The organism is Pseudomonas sp. JV449 (genome assembly GCF_032424295.1).
In the GTDB taxonomy this organism is placed as follows: domain Bacteria; phylum Pseudomonadota; class Gammaproteobacteria; order Pseudomonadales; family Pseudomonadaceae; genus Aquipseudomonas; species Aquipseudomonas marginalis.
Genome location: NZ_VYKD01000035.1, coordinates 96,209 through 114,409, shown reverse-complemented (window position 1 = coordinate 114,409; position 18,201 = coordinate 96,209). Strand labels below are relative to the sequence as shown.

The following is an 18,201-nucleotide window of genomic DNA, read 5'->3' as shown; positions in this document are numbered from 1 at the left end:
CCGCTTCAGAGATCAGCAGGCAATGGCTCTTTGAGCCACTGCATCGCGTTCTTTTCCAGGCTGCCATCGGCCTTGGCCGCGACCAGGATCTGGTTGACCTTCTCCAGAAGCGCCGGCTCGTTCTTGTTCACGCCCACGTACACCGGCGAGTCCTTGAGCTTCACTTTCAGCGCCGGCACGCGTTTCGGGCTGCGTTCGCTGATCGCCACCATGACCACGTTGCCGCTGGCGATCAGGTCGACCTGGCCGGCCAGGTAGGCTGCGATGGTGGAGTTGTTGTCTTCGAAGCGCTTGATGGTGGCTTCCTTCGGCGCTACGGCGGTCAGCTCGATGTCTTCGATGGCGCCACGGGTCACGCTGATGGTCTTGCCCTTGAGGTCGTCGGTGCTGCTGATGGCGGCATCAGGCGGGCCGAACACGGCCAGGTAGAACGGTGCGTAGGCCTTGGAGAAGTCGATGACCTTTTCGCGCTCGGGGTTCTTGCCCAGGCTGGAGATCACCAGGTCGACCTTGCCGGTGGTGAGGAACGGGATGCGGTTGGTGCTGTTGACCGGGGTCAGCTCCAGCTTGACCTTGAGTTGGTCGGCCAGCAGTTTGGCGGTGTCGATGTCCAGGCCACGGGGCTTCATGTCGGGGCCCACCGAGCCGAACGGCGGGAAGTCCTGGGGCACGGCGACCTTGAGGGTGCCACGGGCGACGATATCGTCCAGACCGTTGGCCTGGGCGGGTGCCTGGCTCAGCATCAGGCTGGCAAACAGGGCAGTGAGCAGGGCGCTGCAGCGCTTGGTCATGGCAACTCTCCGAGAAGGGCGAAGGAATTTTCTGGATTTGCTCAGTGCACAGCCCATGCCAGTACGGCGCAGATCGTCTGCGAGGCGCGAGTTTGTTGAGCTTTGGTGGTCTTACTGGTCTGAACAGTTGTGCGCGTTTTCGCACCCTTTTCGAGCGTCGGTAAAACTGCGCGAGCCCCTTTGGGGCGTGGCTTGCCGTGGTCCACGAATAGCTTTACAACTAGCCGTTCTGTTGACAAAAACCTCGAGTTTTTTATGAATTCCATCGCCCAAGCCGTACCGGAAGCGGCCCTGCAGGCCATCCGCAAACTGATCAAGGAGCAAGGCTTCGGGCCTGGCGATGTACTGCCGTCCCAGCGCGACCTGGCGGTGCAGTTGGGCGTCAGCCGGGCGTCGCTGCGCGAGGCGCTGTCGTCCTTGAGCGCCTTGGGTGTGGTCAGTGTGCAGCCGGGCAAAGGTGTGTTCGTGCAGGCGGTGGAGGATGCGCCGGGCTTTGCCTGGCCTTTTGCAGCCCAGGCCACGCCGCTCGATATCTTCCAGTTGCGCTATGCGCTGGAAGGGTTTGCGGCGGGTTTGGCGGCGGTCACGCTGACGATCGATGAGCTGGACAGCCTGGAAGACAACGTCGAGGCCATGCGCAAGGTGCTCAAGGCCGGCGACTTCGAGGCGGCCGCACGGCTGGACTTCGAATTCCACCAGCGCATCCTGCTGGCCAGCGGCAACCAGGCGATGGTGAGCATCCTGAGTGCCAGTGCCGAGGTGTTTCTGGAAAGCCAGAAACTACCGTTCATCCGGCCGGAGCGGGCCATGGAAACCTGGCAGGAACATCGCAAAATCCTGCGCGCCCTGGCCCGGCGGGCCAGTGCGTCGGCGCAGAAAACCATGCAGGAGCACGTACGCAACGCGGCGTTGCGCACGGGGATTGCCTTCGTGACTCCCGTGACGCCCTGAGTTGGGCTATGCGCAAACTCATGCGCCATCATAGGAAGACTCAATCAGAGGCGGCTTCCTGAACGGGGGAAGGGCGGCTATGATGGGCAACGTTTTTTTTGCTTACAATCCGGAGACATCCATGAGCAACGATCTTATCAAGCACGTCACCGACGCGACCTTTGAGGCCGAAGTACTCAAGGCTGCTGGCCCGGTGCTGGTTGACTACTGGGCTGAATGGTGCGGCCCTTGCAAAATGATCGCTCCGGTCCTGGACGACATTGCAACCACCTACGAAGGCAAGCTGACCATTGCCAAGCTGAACATCGACGACAACCAGGAAACCCCGGCCAAGCATGGCGTGCGCGGTATTCCTACGCTGATGCTGTTCAAGAACGGCAACGTCGAGGCCACCAAGGTGGGTGCGCTGTCGAAGTCCCAGCTGCAAGCTTTCCTCGACGCCAACATCTAAGCGTCGTCAAAAAGCCCCGCAAATAGCGGGGCTTTTTCGTGAAACAGGGCTAGACGCTCCGAAACTCAGGTGGTACATTCGGCCCCGCACTGGTTTCTCCACTGCCCCCTGCAAGCCGTCGCCGACGCATTCCTTTTCGATTAGTACGCGATCCTGTCGCCTTCTCCGCGGCGCGGCCTCATTAAGCCAAAAGCTTAATTTCCCCCCCTCCATAAATGATTACGTCATTCCTATATGAATCTGACTGAACTCAAGCAAAAGCCGATTACCGACCTGCTCCAACTGGCCGAAGAAATGGGCATAGAAAATATGGCCCGTTCGCGCAAGCAGGACGTGATTTTCTCCCTGCTGAAAAAGCACGCGAAAAGCGGCGAGGAAATCTCCGGTGATGGCGTGCTGGAGATTCTCCAGGACGGCTTCGGCTTCCTCCGCTCTGCAGACGCCTCCTATCTCGCCGGCCCAGACGACATCTATGTCTCGCCGAGCCAGATCCGTCGCTTCAACTTGCGCACCGGTGACACCATCGTTGGCAAGATCCGCCCACCGAAGGAAGGCGAGCGTTACTTCGCCCTGCTCAAGGTCGACACGATCAACTTCGATCGTCCCGAGAACGCGAAAAACAAGATTCTCTTCGAGAACCTGACGCCGCTGTTCCCGACCGTGCGCATGAAGATGGAAGCCGGTAACGGTTCCACCGAAGACCTGACCGGTCGCGTGATCGACCTGTGCGCCCCGATCGGCAAAGGCCAGCGTGGCCTGATCGTCGCACCGCCGAAAGCCGGTAAGACGATCATGCTGCAGAACATTGCAGCGAACATCGCACGTAACAATCCTGAAGTTCACCTGATCGTATTGCTGATCGATGAGCGTCCGGAAGAAGTCACCGAAATGCAGCGCACCGTGCGCGGCGAAGTGGTTGCCTCGACGTTCGATGAGCCGCCGACCCGCCACGTGCAGGTTGCCGAAATGGTGATCGAGAAGGCCAAGCGCCTGGTCGAACACAAGAAGGATGTGGTGATCCTGCTCGACTCCATCACCCGTCTGGCCCGTGCCTACAACACCGTGATCCCGAGCTCCGGCAAGGTCCTCACCGGTGGTGTCGATGCCCACGCCCTGGAGAAACCGAAGCGTTTCTTCGGCGCCGCGCGGAACATCGAAGAAGGCGGCTCGCTGACCATTATCGCCACCGCACTGGTTGAAACCGGTTCGAAGATGGACGAAGTGATCTACGAAGAGTTCAAGGGTACCGGCAACATGGAACTGCCCCTGGACCGTCGCATCGCGGAAAAACGCGTGTTCCCGGCGATCAACATCAACCGCTCCGGCACCCGCCGCGAAGAGTTGCTGACCGCCGACGACGAACTGCAGCGCATGTGGATCCTGCGCAAGCTGCTGCACCCGATGGACGAAGTGGCAGCCATCGAGTTCCTGATCGACAAGTTGAAAACCACCAAGACCAACGACGAGTTCTTCCTGTCGATGAAACGTAAGTAATAACGACGTTTCAGGTCCGAAAAAATGGCGCCCCCAGGGGCGCCATTTTTTTTGTGTCGGTTTTTCGGTCCCTGCAACGGCCAAATGCACCTCGATAAGCTGCCAGCAGCCCTCAGAGCAGGTAGGATGTACGCCTATTTTACGGGTGGCATGGTTAATGAAATTCAAGGATCTTCGGGATTTCGTGCAGCAACTTGAGCAGCGCGGAGAGTTGAAACGTATCCAGATGCCGATTTCACCGGTGCTGGAAATGACTGAGATTTGCGACCGCACCTTGCGTAACAAGGGCCCGGCGCTGCTGTTCGAGAACCCGACCGGTTTTGACATACCGGTGCTCGGCAACCTGTTCGGTACCCCCGAGCGTGTGGCCTTTGGCATGGGCGCCGAGGCGGTCAGCGAATTGCGCGAGATCGGCAAGCTGCTGGCGTTCCTCAAGGAACCCGAGCCGCCCAAGGGCTTGAAGGATGCCTGGTCGAAGCTGCCGATCTTCCGCAAGATCATTGCCATGGCACCCAAGGTGGTCAAGGACGCGGTGTGCCAGGAAGTGGTCATCGAAGGGGATGACGTCGACCTCGCCATGCTCCCCGTGCAAACCTGCTGGCCCGGCGACGTCGGCCCGCTGATCACCTGGGGCCTGACCGTCACCAAGGGCCCGAACAAGGACCGCCAGAACCTGGGGATCTACCGCCAGCAAGTGATCGGCCGCAACAAGGTGATCATGCGTTGGCTGAGCCACCGTGGCGGTGCCTTGGACTTCCGTGAATGGTGCGAGAAGCACCCCGGCAAGCCGTTCCCGGTGTCTGTGGCCCTGGGCGCCGACCCTGCGACCATCCTCGGCGCCGTGACCCCGGTGCCCGACAGCCTGTCCGAATACGCCTTCGCCGGCCTGTTGCGTGGCAACCGCACCGAACTGGTGAAGTGCCGTGGCAATGACCTGCAAGTGCCGGCCACCGCTGAAATCATCCTCGAAGGCGTGATTCACCCCGGCGAGATGGCCGATGAAGGCCCGTACGGCGACCACACCGGCTATTACAACGAAGTCGACAGCTTCCCGGTGTTCACCGTCGAGCGCATCACCCATCGGATCAAGCCGATCTACCACAGCACCTACACCGGCCGTCCGCCAGATGAGCCGGCGATTCTGGGGGTGGCGCTGAACGAAGTGTTCGTGCCGATCCTGCAGAAGCAATTCCCGGAAATCACCGACTTCTACCTGCCGCCGGAAGGCTGTTCGTATCGCATGGCCATCGTGACCATGAAGAAGTCGTACCCGGGCCATGCCAAGCGGGTCATGCTGGGTGTGTGGTCGTTTTTGCGACAGTTCATGTACACCAAGTTCGTTATCGTTACCGACGACGACATCAATGCCCGGGACTGGAACGATGTGATCTGGGCCATCACCACGCGCATGGACCCCAAGCGCGACACGGTGATGATCGATAACACGCCGATCGACTACCTCGACTTCGCGTCGCCGGTGTCGGGGCTGGGCTCGAAGATGGGCCTGGACGCTACCCACAAATGGCCGGGTGAAACGACCCGCGAATGGGGCCGGGTGATCGTCAAGGATGAGGCCGTCACGGCACGTGTCGATGCGATTTGGAAAGAATTGGGAATAGATTGATGCGTGTAACCCTGCAACCTTCCGGCGCCGTGCTGGAGCTGGTCCCCGGCGAGCGAATCCTCGAAGGCGCGCGCCGCCTGGGCTACGAATGCCCCCAGGCGTGTCGCAATGGCGTGTGCCACGTGTGCGCCGCACTGCTGGTGGAGGGCCGGGTGCAGCAAGCCGGTGAAGTGCGCGACCATGGCGAGTTCTACACCTGCATCGCCGAGCCGCTGGAAGATTGCGTTGTGTTGTGGGATGGCGTGCTGGCGCCGGGAGAGTTGCCGTTGCGCAAGTTGTCGTGCCAATTGAGCGAGTGCGTGGAAGTGGGCGGCGATGTGTGGCGTGTGCGCCTGCGGGCCCCGGCCGGCAAGGCGGTGCGCTACCACGCCGGGCAATACCTGATGATCGAGCGGGAGAATGGCGAGAAGTCGGCATTTTCCCTGGCGTCGGCGCCCCACGCCGGTCGCGAGCTGGAACTGCATGTACTGGCCCGCGAGGACAGCGCACGCAACTTGCTGGAGCAATTGCAGCGCAACCAGATGGCGCGCATCGAGCTGCCCTTTGGCGACACCCACCTGGCCGAGCTGCCGGACGGGCCATTGGTGCTGATCGCCGCCGGGACCGGCATGGCGCAGATGCACAGCCTGATCGAGCATTGCCGCGCGTCCGGCTTCAAGCACCCGGTGCACCTGTACTGGGGCGTGCGTCGCCCGGAAGATTTCTACGAGATCGAGCACTGGGACCAATGGTTGCAACTGCCCAACCTGTTCCTGCACAAGGTGGTCAGCGACCTGTGTGGCTGGGAAGGGCGCTGCGGCCTGCTGCATGAAGCGGTGTGCGAAGACATTGCCGACCTCAAGGCGGTGCATGTCTACGCCAGCGGTTCACCGGCGATGATCTACGGCACGCTGGATGCACTGGTCGATGCCGGCATGGATGCGCACCAGATGCGCGCCGACGTATTCGCCTACGCCCCGCGGCCCTGACGCAACCGAACTGTGGAGCGGGGCTTGCGCTCGCTCAGAATCGCACTCCGGTCGTGACCATTGCCGCATTGAACCCCAGCAGCACCAGTTCCGCTGCCACCGGCCCGTAATGGGTGCCTACCGACGGGATGATCACCGGCGCCACGCCGAAACGGTTCAGGGGGATCTTGTCACGGTATTTGCCGCGATAGCCCTGGATCGCCCCGCCTGTGACCTTCAGGTACACCGCAGAGTCGGTCATCTCATAGCGCTTACCTGCATAGGCGTAGTAAGAGCGCTGGCTGAACGAGTTGCGAAACGTCGCCCCGCCATACACCAATCCTGATGCCTCATTGCGCTCCAGGCCGATCAGGTCCTGGTTGTTGTTGTGGTCTTTGTCCGGCGCGAAGTGCCGGGTATAGACGCTGGTCTGCGCGTACCAGAAGCCTTTGTCGTCCTCGGCAGGCGGTGTTTCGCCAGCCAGTGCGGTGGTGGCCTGGGCCAGGAACAGCAGGCCAGGCAGTCGAAATTTCTTCATGGGTGCGACCTCGATAGGCGGTTTGATGGGCGGCTAGGTGGGTCGTGAACGTGCGCGCCAGTTTGACGGCTTGGCGTGCTCCCAGGCTGAACCGGGGCTGAAAGTAGCCGGATTGCCCTGTGCAATCCTGACGAAAGGGCGTCGGGCTTATGCATTCGCTTATGCTTTAAAGGTATTTAATTTGTTACATAAATATCTTTAAGCTATATCTCAACGGACTACCGATTTTCTTCCAATAACCATTAACTGACCGCCACCGCCCGCCAGCCGGATCGATCTTGCGAACTCAGAACACTGACGTTCTGATTCTTGATTCAAAGGGGAGCGGTATGGGGAGCTACACGCAACACGCGCTGTACACAGCGATTTTGTCGGCTAATTTGCTGGCCGCTGTGGGCTTCAATCCTGTCCTGGCGGCCGAAGCGCCCGCCACCGATGCACCCAAACTCGACACCGTGATCGTCACCGGCACCCGCGCCCAGGAGCGTACCGCCAGTGCTTCGCTGTCTCCGATCGATGTGATTTCCGGCGATAGCCTGCGCAGCACGGGCTCTGATGAGTTGGGGGCGGTGCTGGCGCGCCTGATTCCGTCGATCAACTTCCCGCGCCCAAGCCTGGTGGATGGTGCCGAACTGGTGCGCCCTGCGCAGTTGCGCGGCCTGTCACCCGATCAGGTGCTGGTGCTGGTCAACGGCAAGCGCCGCCACACCAGTGCCTTCGTCAACCTGGGCGGTGCGGTGGGCCGTGGGTCGGCACCGGCGGACCTGAACGCGATCCCGCTGTCGGCGGTGGACCATATCGAAGTGCTGCGTGACGGTGCGTCCGCCCGCTACGGCTCGGATGCGATTGCCGGGGTGATCAACGTGATCCTCAAGCACGCCGACCATGGCGGTTCGATCTCCACCAAGTTCGGCGAATACAAGAAGGGCGATGGTATCCAGCGCAATGTCAGCGGCAATACCGGCCTGGCACTGGGCGACAACGGTTTTATCAACCTGTCGGCCGAAGGGGCCGATAACGATTACACCAACCGTGCCGGTAAAGACTTCCGGCCTGGCAGCGTTGGCTCTACCACTTACGGCCAGCAGGTGTTCCGCCAGGGTGAGCCGGCCACCAATGAAGGCAAGTTCCAGTTCAACTCCGAATATTCCTTCAACGATGCGGCCGAGTTCTACACCTTCGGCGGCTACAGCAAGCGGCGCGGCGAGACGGCGGCGTTCTACCGGGCGAGTAATGCGTCCAACAACATCCCGGCGCTCAACCCCAACGGTTACCTGCCGCTGATCAAGGGCAACCTTGAAGACACCTCATTGGTGGTGGGCCTGCGCGGTTTGCTGGCCTACGACTGGCATTACGACCTGTCGGCCAACTATGGCAAGAACGAGTACGCACTCAGCACCGAAACCATCAACACCTCCCTGGGCCTGGCCACGCCGCACAAGTTCGACAATGGCACCCTGAGCAACGACCAGAAGCAAGTCAGCCTGGACCTGTCCCGCGAGTTCGACGTGGGCTGGCTGCCTTACCCGGTGTCCGTGGCGTTTGGCGGTGAATACCTGCACCAGGGTTATGAAATCGAGGCGGGCGAGCCGGCCTCCTACTTCCAGACCGGCAGTTCCGGACTGGGTGGTTTCCGTGATGCCGACGCGGGCACCAGCACGCGCCACAACTGGGCCCAGTACCTGGACCTGGAAACCAACTTCACCGAAAAACTCAGTGCCTCGGCGGCGGTGCGCCATGAGGACTACAGCGATTTTGGCTCGAATGTCAGCGGCTCGCTGTCGGCCCGTTATGACTTCACCCCGCAGGTGGCTGTGCGCGGCAGTGTTTCCAACGGTTTCCGCGCGCCGTCCCTGGCCCAGCAGAACTTTGCCTACACCTCATCGCAGTTGATCGGCAGCACCATCCAGGAAGCCGGCACCTTCCCGGCCAACAGCCAGGTGGCGCGTTTACTCGGCGCCGAAGACCTCAAGGCCGAGAAGTCGCGCAACTACAGCCTTGGGCTGGTGCTGGAGCCGGCCGATGACCTGACGGTGACGGTGGATGTGTACCGCATCGACATCCGTGACCGTATCAGCCTGTCGTCCAACCTCGGCATAAACGCGGCGACGCGCGCCTATTTGCAGGCCAACGGTGTCGGCAATATCGACTACACCACCGCCCGCTACTTCACTAACGCCACCGACACCAGCACCGACGGCGTCGACCTGGTCGCCAACTATCGCTATCAGTTCGACAGCGGCATCCGCTGGAACAGCACCGTGGGCTACAACTACAACCACACCAAGGTGACGGATGTGAAGGCCAACCCGGCCATCCTCGACAGCCTGGGCGCGAACCTGGTGCGCGTGGACCGCCGCGAGCGCATCGGTTTGCTGGGCGATACCACGCCGCAGCACAAGCTGAGCCTGGGTAACGACTTCACTTACGGCCATTGGGCCCTGCACAGCAACCTGGTGCGCTATGGTGAATTCACCAGCTACCAGGCGGACAAGGTCAACGACCAGATCTTCAAGGCGGCCTGGGTGCTGGACCTGTCGGCGGACTACAGGCTGAAGAATTGGACCTTCACCCTGGGCGGCGACAACGTCACCGATAAATACCCGGAGAAGGTCAACGCCTTCGCCAGCAGTGGTGGCAATCTGGCCTATAGCACTTTTTCGCCGTACGGTTACAGCGGCGCGTTTTATTACGGTAAAGTTGCTTACAACTGGTAACACACAGGAGGCGTACCGCTTTTCGCCATGACCGCCATTGAATCCGATCTTCTGCAATTGGCTTACCCTCCGCGGCTCGATCTGGGGCCGCAACTCACTCACGAACAGTTAATGAGCTCGATGCAGGCCACCATGGGCCGGCACAAGGGTGGCCCGGTCTGGCTATTTGCGTATGGTTCGCTGATTTGGCGCCCGGAATGTTCGTCGACTGAGCGGGTGCGGGCACGGGTCCACGGTTATCACCGGGGTCTGTACCTGTGGTCCCACGAGCATCGGGGCACGCCGGAGTTGCCGGGCCTGGTCTTTGGCCTGGATCGCGGAGGCTCGTGCAGCGGCTTTGCCTATCGCTTGCCGGAAGATCAACTGGAGGCTTCGCTTTACGCCTTGTGGCAGCGCGAGATGCCTTACCCGTCCTACCGGCCGCACTGGCTCAGTTGCCGTCTTGAAGATGGCAGTCAGGTACAGGCGTTGGGGTTTGTGTTGGAGCGGCACTTGCCCAGCTACGCCGGCAACTTGCCGGATATCGTGCTGAACCATGTGCTGCAAAGCGCTTGCGGGCGTTACGGCACTACTCGCGATTACGTCGAGCAGACCGTCAACGCCCTGCGTAGCCACGCCATGCCAGACAAGAATCTGGAGGCGCGGCTCAAGCGTTGTGCCAAGGATTGCTCAGGCGATTAACGCGCCGAGCTGACGCTGTTGGTGTGCCACAGCGTTGGGATCAGGAACGCGATGGCCAGCAGGCATGCGCCGATCAGCAGCACGAAACCACCGTCCCAGCCGAAATGGTCCACGGTGTAGCCCATGGCCGCACTGGCTGCCACCGAACCGCCCAGGTAGCCGAACAGACCGGTGAAGCCCGCAGCCGTACCGGCGGCTTTCTTCGGTGCCAGTTCCAGCGCCTGCAGGCCGATCAGCATCACCGGGCCGTAGATCAAAAAGCCGATCGAGAACAGCGCGATCATGTCGACCATCGGGTTGCCCGGCGGGTTGAGCCAGTACACCAGGGTCGCCACGGTCACCAGCGCCATGAACACGATGCCGGTCAGGCCACGGTTGCCACGGAAGATCTTGTCCGACATCCAGCCGCACAACAGCGTGCCCGGAATACCTGCCCACTCGTAGAAGAAGTACGCCCAGGACGATTTATCCACCGTGAAGTGCTTGGCTTCCTTGAGGTAGGTCGGTGCCCAATCCAATACGCCGTAACGCAGCAGGTAGACGAACACGTTGGCGAAGGCGATGTACCAGAGCATTTTGTTGCGCAGCACGTACTTGACGAAGATTTCCTTGGCGCTGAATTCGTCTTCGTGGCTGGCGTCGTAGCCTTCCGGGTAATCATTCTTGTACTGCTCGATCGGCGGCAGGCCCACCGATTGCGGGGTGTCGCGCATGGTGATGAAGGCAAACGCCGCCACCGCCAAGGCCACCGTGGCCGGTACATAGAACGCCGCATGCCAGTCGTTGAACCAGGCCATGCCCAGCAGGAACAACGGGCCGATCAGGCCGCCGCCGACGTTGTGCGCCACGTTCCACACCGACACCACGCCGCCGCGTTCTTTCTGCGACCACCAGTGCACCATGGTCCGGCCGCTGGGCGGCCAGCCCATGCCCTGGGCCCAGCCGTTGATGAACAGCAAAATGAACATCATGGTCACACTGGACGTTGCCCAAGGTGCGAAACCGAAAATGAACATCACCCCCGCTGAAACCAGCAGGCCGAAGGGCAGGAAGTAGCGCGGGTTGGAACGGTCGGACACCAGGCCCATGAGGAACTTGGACAGGCCGTAGGCGATCGCGATCGCCGACATCGCCAGGCCCAGCTCACCGCGGGTGTAACCCTCGTCGATCAGGTAGGGCATGGCCAGGGAGAAGTTTTTGCGCAGCAGGTAGTACCCGGCATAACCGAAGAAAATACCGGCGAAGATCTGCCAGCGCAGCCGTCGATAGGTACTGTCGATTTTTTCTTCAGGCAGGGGCGCCTGGTGTGCGGCAGGACGAAAGAAAGCAAACATTCAAGAGCTCCAGATTTCTTGTTTTGACTGCGGATGCGAATGTTACAGTTTCGTTACCGAAAATAGCATTGCCTCTTATGCGCAAACACAGGAAATGAGAGCAATTGCATGTTCTCTTATGAACATGTCGTAAATGGATAAGTGTGGGTCGTTATCGATTTTAAGACCGCAGGAGATCAAAGGTGGGAGGGGACAAGCCCCCTCCCACATTTGATTGCATTTCAGGTCGGTTAGCGGGTCTGGACGACGACCTTGCCGACGGCCTTGCGCTGGCCGAGGTCATTGATCGCCTGGGCAGCCTGCTCCAGCGGATACACCTGCGACACCAACGGCTTGAGCTTGCCCTCACCGAACCAAGTGAACAGTTGCTGGAAGTTCGCCGCATTGTCCTGGGGCTGGCGCTGGGCGAACGAGCCCCAGAACACCCCGACCACCGCTGCGCCCTTGAGCAGCGCCAGGTTCACCGGCAGTTCCGGGATGCGCCCGCTGGCAAAACCCACCACCAGCAGGCGGCCGTTCCAGGCAATCGCGCGAATGGCTTGGTCAAACAGGTCGCCGCCCACCGGGTCGTAGATCACATCGGCGCCGTTGCCGTCGGTCAGGCGCTTGATCTCGTCCTTGAGGTTGGCTTCGTTGTAGTTGATCAACTCATCGGCGCCGGCGGCCTTGGCCACGGCGAGTTTGTCGGCGCTGCTCGCGGCGGCGATCACCCGCGCGCCCATGGCCTTGCCGATTTCCACGGCGGCCAGGCCCACGCCGCCGGAAGCGCCGAGGACCAGCAGGGTTTCGCCGGGTTGCAGGTTGGCGCGTTGTTTGAGCGCGTGCATGGAGGTGCCGTAGGTCATGCTGAAGGCAGCGGCGGTGTTGAAGTCCATGCTCGGCGGAATCGGCAGCACGTTGTAGCCTGGCACCGCGACCTGTTCGGCGAAGCTGCCCCAGCCAGTGAGCGCCATGACCCGGTCGCCGACTTTCAGGTGGCTGACCTTTTCCCCCACTTCGCTGACCACCCCCGACGCCTCGCCACCCGGCGAGAACGGGAAGGGTGGCTTGAACTGGTATTTGCCCTCGATGATCAGGGTGTCGGGGAAGTTGACCCCGGCGGCATGCACGTCGAGCAGGATTTCGTTCTTCTTGATCGTGGGGCTCGCGACGTCTTCCAGCACCAGGGTTTCGGCGGGGCCGAAGGCTTTGCACAGCACAGCTTTCATCGGGCTATTCCTTTTGGTGTCGTGGCCGATAAGTGTAGGAGGGTAGGCCTGTGGGTCAACGAGCATGCTCGGCCCTGATAAGTCGCCATAAGCTTGTGCTCTGCCTTGCTAGCGTTATGCTACCCGGCAACCGAATGTGAGGAATGAACTGTGAAAGCGTGGATCCTATTGATGCTGGCCCTGACCTTGCCGATGGCAGCCCAGGCCGAAGAAGCCAAAGAAGGCGAGGCGCCGAAGGTCAGTTACATCAGCCTGAGCCCACCGTTCGTGGGTAACTACGGCCTGGATGGCACAGCCAAGCTCAAAGTGTTCAAGGCCGACATCGCCCTGCGCGTGACCGGCGAAGAAGCCGCCAAAGCGGTCAAGGCCAACGACGCATTGATCCGTAACCAGTTGGTCGCGCTGTTCACCCAGCAGACCAACGAGGCCATGAGCACGGTCGACGGTAAGGAGAAGCTGCGCCAGGAAGCCCTCAAGCAAACCCAGCAAGTGATGAACGACGAGACGGGCAAGCCCATGGTGGAAGATCTGCTGTTCAATAACCTGATCATTCAGTAACGCGCTGCCCCGTAGATACCGCCTTATCCAAAACCGCGCAAACCCCGTAGCAGCTGCCTCGCTTGCGCTCGGCAGCTGCTACGGGGGCTTCGTCAGGAAGCCAGGCTCTTCCTGAACCGCGCCAACGCCACCGCAAAAAACAACAGCCCGATCCCCGCCAGCGCCAGCAAGTCCGGCCACACCACACTCACCCCCGCGTCGCGAAACAAAATCGCTGCGCTCAGGCTCACAAAGTGCGTCGACGGCGAGCCCTGCATCACCCACTGCAACCACTCGGGCATGCTGTCCAGCGGCGTGCTGCCGCCTGACAACAGCAGCATCGGGATAATCACCGGAATCGCCAGCAAGCCGAACTGCGGCGTCGAGCGGGCGAGGGTGGCGAGGAAGATCCCCAGTGCCGTACTGGCAAACAGATACAGGGCAGTCACAAACAGGAACAACCCCAGCGACCCGGCCAGCGGCACGCCGAGCAGCCCTTTGACCACCACCTCCAGCGACAGCCAGGTGCACAGCACCACCACCAGCATATTGCTCCAGATTTTCGCCAGCATGATTTCCAGTGCGGTCAGCGGCAGTACCAGCAGGTGGTCGAGGGTGCCGTGCTCGCGCTCGCGCAACAGCGCGGTGCCGGTGAGCAAGATGGCCAGGATGGTGATGTTGTTGACGATCTGGATCACGGCCAGGAACCAGCCGCCCTCCAGGTTGGTGTTGAACAGTGCTCGGGTCGTGAGCAGCGCGGGCGCCTGGCGGGTGGCGTCGGTTTGCCCGCTGTAGTTGAGCAATTCGCGCTGGAAGATCCGTCCGATATAGCCCGCGCCCATGAACGCCTGGCTCATCGCCGTGGCATCGACGTTCACCTGCACGCCAGGCTGGCGACCGGCCAACAGGTCGGCCTGGAAGTTGGCCGGTACGTTGATCACGAAGGTGTACTGGCCGCTGTCCATCACCTTGTCCAACTGGTCATAGGCCAACGGTGCCGGTGCTTGGAACTCGGGCGGTTGCAGCGCCTCGGCCATCTGCCGTGAGAGCGCGCTGTGGTCTTCATCGACAAACGCTACGCTGGCGTTGTGCACGCCGATCACCGAGCCGGCGGCTGGCATGTAGATGGCGACGGTGAAGGCGTAGAACAAAAACAGCAGCAAGACGCTGTCGTGGCGCAGGCTGGTGAGTTCCTTGATGCCCAGCCGGAAGATGTGTGCGAGCTTGTGCATCAGGCCTCCTGCTTCTTGAGCATGACCAGGCTCAACCCGGTGAACCCGATAAAGAAGCCGAACAGCGCCAGGCATTGCGGCCACAACTGGCGCAGGTCCAGGGCCTTGGTGAAGGTACCCACGGCAATATCCAAAAAGTGCCCGGCCGGAAACAGTGCGCCCATCAAGGCGGCGGCGCCTTCCAGGGACGAGCGCGGCACGATCAGCCCGGAAAACTGGATGGTTGGCAGGCTGGTGATGATCATGGTGCCGAGGATCGCCGCGATCTGGGTACGGGTGAACGCGGAAATCAGCAGGCCCATGCTGGTGGTGGCCAGCACATACAGCAGCCCGCCAAATGCCAGCGTCAGGCCGCTGCCCTTGAACGGCACACCGAACAGCCAGCGATTCATCGCCACCAGCAGCGCCAGGTTGACCAGGCTCACGGCCAGGTAAGGCGCCTGTTTACCGAGCAGGAATTCCAGGCGCGTCAGGGGTGTGGCGTAGAAGTTGGTGATCGAACCCAGTTCTTTCTCGCGCACGATGCCCAGGGCGGTGAGCATCGCCGGGATAAACGCCAGGATCAGTGCCATCACGCCGGGGCCGATGGCATTCACGCTGACCACGTCCTGGTTATAGCGAAAACGGGTTTCCAGTTTGGCGGCTGCCTGGGCGCTGCGCGGCAGGCTGCTCAGTTCGGCCAGTTGCTGCAGGTTGCCTTGGTGCACCGCCTCCACATAGTTGCGGCTGGTTTCCGCACGAAACGGCATGCCGCCATCGAGCCACGCGGCCACGGTGGGTTGGCGCCCGGCATAGAGATCGCGACCAAAGCCGGGCGGGATCTCCAGGGCCAGTTTGATTTCCGAGCGTTGCAGGCGTCGGTGTAATTCGGGGGCGTCCTGGATCGGCGCCTGCTCGGCGAAGTAGCGCGAGCTGCGGAAGGCTTCCAGATAGGCGCGGCTTTGTGGCGTCTGGTCCTGGTCGTAGACGGCGAAGGCGAGGTTTTCCACGTCCAGGGAAATGCCGTAGCCGAAGATCACCATCATGAACATCGCACCGAGCAGGGCGAAGGCCATGCGTACTTTGTCGCGCAGCAGTTCCTTGCCTTCGCGGCTGGCCACGGCCAGCAGGCGAGACAGGCTGAAACCGCGCTTGCTGATGGGCGGCGCATGGGTTTCGCTGACGGTTTTGGCCGACGTGGCGGGTTCGGCATCGCCTTGGGCTTGCTCAAGGCAGGTGACGAACGCGGCTTCCAGGGTGTCGCCGTTGAACTGCCGTTGCAGTGCATCCGGTGTGTCGCAGGCCAGTACCTTGCCGGCATGCATCAAGGAGATGCGGTCGCAGCGCTGGGCTTCATTCATGAAGTGGGTAGACAGGAAGATAGTTACCCCTTGTTCACGGGACAACTCGATCAACAGTCGCCAGAAATCATCCCGGGCTGCCGGGTCGACGCCCGAGGTGGGCTCATCGAGGATCAACACTTCCGGCCGATGCAGCACCGCCACGGCCAATGACAAGCGTTGGCGCAGGCCGAGGGGCAGCTCCCCGGAGGGCTGCTCGGCCACCTCACCGAGGTCGAAACGCTTGATCAGCTCATCGATGCGCGGGCCGCTGTCGGCCTTGGGCAAATCGAACAGTTGCGCGTGCAACACCAGGTTCTGGCGCACGCTCAGCTCGCCATACAGCGAGAAGCTTTGCGACATGAACCCTACGCGCTTGCGGGTGGCCAGGTCCTTGGCGTTTACCGGGTTGCCCAGCAGCGTGGCGCTGCCTTCGGTGGCCGGCATCAGCCCGGTGAGGACTTTCATCGTGGTGGTCTTGCCGCAACCGTTGGAGCCGAGGAAGCCGAAGATCTCGCCACGGCCGATGGCAAAGCTGACCTTGTTCACCGCCGTGAAGTCGCCGAAGCGCAGGGTCAGGTCGTGGGCCTCGATGGCGATATCGGTGTTGGCGTTTTCCCTTGGCGGGATCATCAGTGGTTGGTTGTCGTGGGCGCTGTCGCCCTGAAAGTGGGTGAAGGCCTCATCCAGTTTGCCGCTGGGGGTCGCTGCCGCCAGTTCGCTGCTGAGCCCGTCGGCGATCAGCTTGCCACGGTCGAGCATCAGGCAATGTTCGAATTGTTCGGCTTCTTCCATGTAGGCGGTGGCTACCAGCAGCGTCAGTTGCGGGCGCTCGCTGCGTACGGTCTCGACCAGTTCCCAGAAGCGCCGCCGCGACAGCGGGTCGACGCCGGTGGTGGGTTCGTCGAGGATCAACAAGTCCGGGTCGTGGATCAGCGCGCAGCACAGGCCGAGCTTCTGCTTCATGCCGCCGGAGAGCTTGCCGGCCGGCCGCTCGGCGAAGCGCGCGAGGTCGGTGGCCAGCAGCAGGTTGTGCATGCGCTGGTCGCAGTCGGCTTTGGACAGGCCGAACAGCGTGGCGAAGAAGCGGATGTTTTCGCTGATGGACAGTTCGGGGTACAGGTTGCCGCCCAGGCCCTGGGGCATGAAGGCGATGCGCGGGTACAGGCTGTTGCGGTGACGACGGTCGGCGATGGAGCCGCCGAGCACCTCCAGTTGGCCGTCCTGGAGCCTTTTAACCCCGGCGATCAACCCCAACAGGCTCGACTTGCCCGCCCCATCCGGGCCGATCAGTCCGCAGCGGGTGCCGGTGGGCAGGCTGAAGGCGATGTCGATCAAGGCCTGCTGCTTGCCGTAACGGTGGTTGATGGCGGTGGCGTGCAGCGCCAGGCCGGTCATTGCAGGTTGGCCGGCCAGTCGATGTCAGCCATGCGCACGTAGCCGGCGCCGGGCATCCCCGGTTTGGCCTGGGGTACGGCGCTGGGTTGGGTCAGGCGCAGCTTGACGCGAAACACCAGTTTCTGGCGTTCGTCGCGGGTTTCCACTTCCTTGGGGGTGAACTGCGACTTGGCGGCAACAAAGCTGATCTTGGCCGGCAACGGTTGCTGGGGCAGGGCATCGAGCAGGATGCGTGCGTCGCTGCCAACCGTCAGGCGACCGGTGACGGAGGCGGGCAGGTAGAGGTTCATGTACTGATCCTCCGGGTCGATCAGCAACAGCACGCGCCCGCCGGCACCGAGGACCTCGCCGGGCTCGGCCAGGCGCAGTTGGATAATGCCGTCGATGGGCGCGCGCAAGCTGCTGTCATCGATTTCGCTGGTCAACTGGGCGACCTGGGCCTGGGCGGCACCGATGGCGGCCTTGACCGAATTGACCTGGGCTTGCGCGGCGATCACGGCGGCGTTGCCGGTGTTCTGGCGGGCCTGTTGCTGGTCGATCAACTGGCTGCTGGCAAAGCCGCGCTTGTACAGTTCCTGGGTACGCTTGAGTTCCTGGTTGGCCAGCAGTTGCTCGCTTTGACGCAGTTGCACATTGGCCTCGGCGGCGGCGAAGTTTTCCCTGGCGCGCAGCACTTCGGCTTCGGCCTGGGCGCGCTGGGCTTCCAGGGTGCGGGTGTCCATGCGCGCCAGCAACTGGCCCTTGAGCACCTTGTCACCTTCATCCACCCGCACCTCGGCCAGGCGACCGGGGATCTTGGCGGCGATCTGCACTTCGGTGGACTCCAGTCGACCGTTGCCCATGCCCAAGCCTTCGGGCAGGCGATCCTGGGTGGACTTCCAGTAACCGAAGCCGCCGGCGGCGAGCAACAAGGCAATCAACAAAGCGGCAAACAGGTGGGAGGAGCGGGGCGTGATCGACATGGGTGCATCCTGCGGCG

At 61.8% G+C, this 18,201-nt stretch carries 15 protein-coding genes; 8 read left to right on the top strand and 7 right to left on the bottom strand.

Going from position 1 to position 18,201, the window contains the following annotated elements:
* Positions 1–5: 5 nt before the first annotated feature.
* Complete coding sequence (locus F6S08_RS30930; protein WP_027608360.1) at positions 6–791, bottom strand: transporter substrate-binding domain-containing protein; 786 nt, start codon at positions 789–791, stop codon at positions 6–8.
* A 255-nt stretch (positions 792–1,046) separates the two neighbouring features.
* On the opposite strand from F6S08_RS30930, the gene F6S08_RS30925 reads away from it, so the two are divergent.
* The 5 genes from F6S08_RS30925 to F6S08_RS30905 all read left to right on the top strand — a co-directional run bounded on the left by F6S08_RS30925 (position 1,047) and on the right by F6S08_RS30905 (position 6,279).
* Positions 1,047–1,742, top strand: coding sequence for a FadR/GntR family transcriptional regulator (locus F6S08_RS30925; protein ID WP_065926656.1), 696 nt, complete (start codon positions 1,047–1,049; stop codon positions 1,740–1,742).
* A 121-nt stretch (positions 1,743–1,863) separates the two neighbouring features.
* Positions 1,864–2,193 (top strand): thioredoxin TrxA, encoded by a 330-nt coding sequence (gene trxA / locus F6S08_RS30920; protein ID WP_015886460.1) that lies wholly within the window; start codon positions 1,864–1,866, stop codon positions 2,191–2,193.
* A 234-nt stretch (positions 2,194–2,427) separates the two neighbouring features.
* Positions 2,428–3,687 carry a transcription termination factor Rho gene (gene rho, locus F6S08_RS30915; protein WP_003176825.1) on the top strand — a complete coding sequence of 420 codons (1,260 nt, stop codon included), beginning with the start codon at positions 2,428–2,430 and terminating at the stop codon, positions 3,685–3,687.
* A gap of 157 nt (positions 3,688–3,844) precedes the next feature.
* Positions 3,845–5,311: a 4-hydroxy-3-polyprenylbenzoate decarboxylase gene (ubiD, locus tag F6S08_RS30910; RefSeq protein ID WP_027608362.1), complete on the top strand. Its 1,467-nt coding sequence runs from the start codon at positions 3,845–3,847 to the stop codon at positions 5,309–5,311.
* Entirely contained in the window at positions 5,311–6,279 is a 969-nt protein-coding gene (locus tag F6S08_RS30905; RefSeq protein WP_065926655.1) for a CDP-6-deoxy-delta-3,4-glucoseen reductase, read from the top strand. Before ubiD ends, F6S08_RS30905 begins: the two co-directional genes overlap by 1 nt.
* Before the next feature lie 34 nt (positions 6,280–6,313).
* Here F6S08_RS30905 and F6S08_RS30900 read toward each other — a convergent pair whose 3' ends face one another.
* Positions 6,314–6,796: a sn-glycerol-3-phosphate transporter gene (locus F6S08_RS30900; protein WP_315872737.1), complete on the bottom strand. Its 483-nt coding sequence runs from the start codon at positions 6,794–6,796 to the stop codon at positions 6,314–6,316.
* 329 nt (positions 6,797–7,125) lie between these two features.
* On the opposite strand from F6S08_RS30900, the gene F6S08_RS30895 reads away from it, so the two are divergent.
* Both F6S08_RS30895 and F6S08_RS30890 read left to right on the top strand, forming a co-directional pair.
* Entirely contained in the window at positions 7,126–9,513 is a 2,388-nt protein-coding gene (locus tag F6S08_RS30895) for a TonB-dependent receptor (RefSeq protein WP_315872736.1), read from the top strand.
* A gap of 27 nt (positions 9,514–9,540) precedes the next feature.
* Positions 9,541–10,194, top strand: a complete 654-nt coding sequence (locus F6S08_RS30890) for a gamma-glutamylcyclotransferase (protein WP_065926652.1) — start codon at positions 9,541–9,543, stop codon at positions 10,192–10,194.
* Here the strand turns inward: F6S08_RS30890 and glpT are convergent.
* Both glpT and F6S08_RS30880 read right to left on the bottom strand, forming a co-directional pair.
* Positions 10,191–11,528, bottom strand: a complete 1,338-nt coding sequence (glpT, locus tag F6S08_RS30885) for a glycerol-3-phosphate transporter (RefSeq protein WP_065926651.1) — start codon at positions 11,526–11,528, stop codon at positions 10,191–10,193. The two genes, F6S08_RS30890 and glpT, sit on opposite strands and share 4 nt — an antisense overlap.
* A 230-nt stretch (positions 11,529–11,758) precedes the next feature.
* Positions 11,759–12,736, bottom strand: coding sequence for an NADPH:quinone oxidoreductase family protein (locus F6S08_RS30880; protein ID WP_074847936.1), 978 nt, complete (start codon positions 12,734–12,736; stop codon positions 11,759–11,761).
* A 150-nt stretch (positions 12,737–12,886) separates the two neighbouring features.
* Between F6S08_RS30880 and F6S08_RS30875 the strand changes: the two genes are divergently transcribed.
* Positions 12,887–13,294: a flagellar basal body-associated protein FliL gene (locus tag F6S08_RS30875; protein ID WP_027608369.1), complete on the top strand. Its 408-nt coding sequence runs from the start codon at positions 12,887–12,889 to the stop codon at positions 13,292–13,294.
* A gap of 92 nt (positions 13,295–13,386) precedes the next feature.
* Here F6S08_RS30875 and F6S08_RS30870 read toward each other — a convergent pair whose 3' ends face one another.
* Genes F6S08_RS30870 through F6S08_RS30860 form a run of 3 tightly spaced genes read right to left on the bottom strand, consistent with a single transcriptional unit; the run spans position 13,387 to position 18,184 of the window.
* Entirely contained in the window at positions 13,387–14,505 is a 1,119-nt protein-coding gene (locus F6S08_RS30870) for an ABC transporter permease (RefSeq protein ID WP_315872735.1), read from the bottom strand.
* Positions 14,505–17,222: a ribosome-associated ATPase/putative transporter RbbA gene (gene rbbA / locus F6S08_RS30865; RefSeq protein ID WP_315872734.1), complete on the bottom strand. Its 2,718-nt coding sequence runs from the start codon at positions 17,220–17,222 to the stop codon at positions 14,505–14,507. The genes F6S08_RS30870 and rbbA overlap by 1 nt, the downstream gene beginning before the upstream one ends.
* The gene (locus tag F6S08_RS30860) at positions 17,219–18,184 is read right to left on the bottom strand and encodes an HlyD family secretion protein (protein ID WP_027608372.1); all 966 of its coding nucleotides are present in this window, start codon (positions 18,182–18,184) and stop codon (positions 17,219–17,221) included. The genes rbbA and F6S08_RS30860 overlap by 4 nt, the downstream gene beginning before the upstream one ends.
* Between the last annotated feature and the right edge of the window lie 17 nt (positions 18,185–18,201).

Bases quoted from the DNA above. Each gene is read 5' to 3' on its own strand.
- F6S08_RS30880 (WP_074847936.1), bottom strand. From the start codon at position 12,736: ATGAAAGCTGTGCTGTGCAAAGCCTTCGGCCCCGCCGAAACCCTGGTG.
- trxA (WP_015886460.1), top strand. From the start codon at position 1,864: ATGAGCAACGATCTTATCAAGCACGTCACCGACGCGACCTTTGAGGCC.
- F6S08_RS30890 (WP_065926652.1), top strand. From the start codon at position 9,541: ATGACCGCCATTGAATCCGATCTTCTGCAATTGGCTTACCCTCCGCGG.
- rbbA (WP_315872734.1), bottom strand. From the start codon at position 17,222: ATGACCGGCCTGGCGCTGCACGCCACCGCCATCAACCACCGTTACGGC.
- glpT (WP_065926651.1), bottom strand. From the start codon at position 11,528: ATGTTTGCTTTCTTTCGTCCTGCCGCACACCAGGCGCCCCTGCCTGAA.
- F6S08_RS30905 (WP_065926655.1), top strand. From the start codon at position 5,311: ATGCGTGTAACCCTGCAACCTTCCGGCGCCGTGCTGGAGCTGGTCCCC.
- F6S08_RS30925 (WP_065926656.1), top strand. From the start codon at position 1,047: ATGAATTCCATCGCCCAAGCCGTACCGGAAGCGGCCCTGCAGGCCATC.
- F6S08_RS30895 (WP_315872736.1), top strand. From the start codon at position 7,126: ATGGGGAGCTACACGCAACACGCGCTGTACACAGCGATTTTGTCGGCT.
- F6S08_RS30860 (WP_027608372.1), bottom strand. From the start codon at position 18,184: ATGTCGATCACGCCCCGCTCCTCCCACCTGTTTGCCGCTTTGTTGATT.
- F6S08_RS30870 (WP_315872735.1), bottom strand. From the start codon at position 14,505: ATGCACAAGCTCGCACACATCTTCCGGCTGGGCATCAAGGAACTCACC.
- F6S08_RS30930 (WP_027608360.1), bottom strand. From the start codon at position 791: ATGACCAAGCGCTGCAGCGCCCTGCTCACTGCCCTGTTTGCCAGCCTG.
- F6S08_RS30900 (WP_315872737.1), bottom strand. From the start codon at position 6,796: ATGAAGAAATTTCGACTGCCTGGCCTGCTGTTCCTGGCCCAGGCCACC.
- ubiD (WP_027608362.1), top strand. From the start codon at position 3,845: ATGAAATTCAAGGATCTTCGGGATTTCGTGCAGCAACTTGAGCAGCGC.
- rho (WP_003176825.1), top strand. From the start codon at position 2,428: ATGAATCTGACTGAACTCAAGCAAAAGCCGATTACCGACCTGCTCCAA.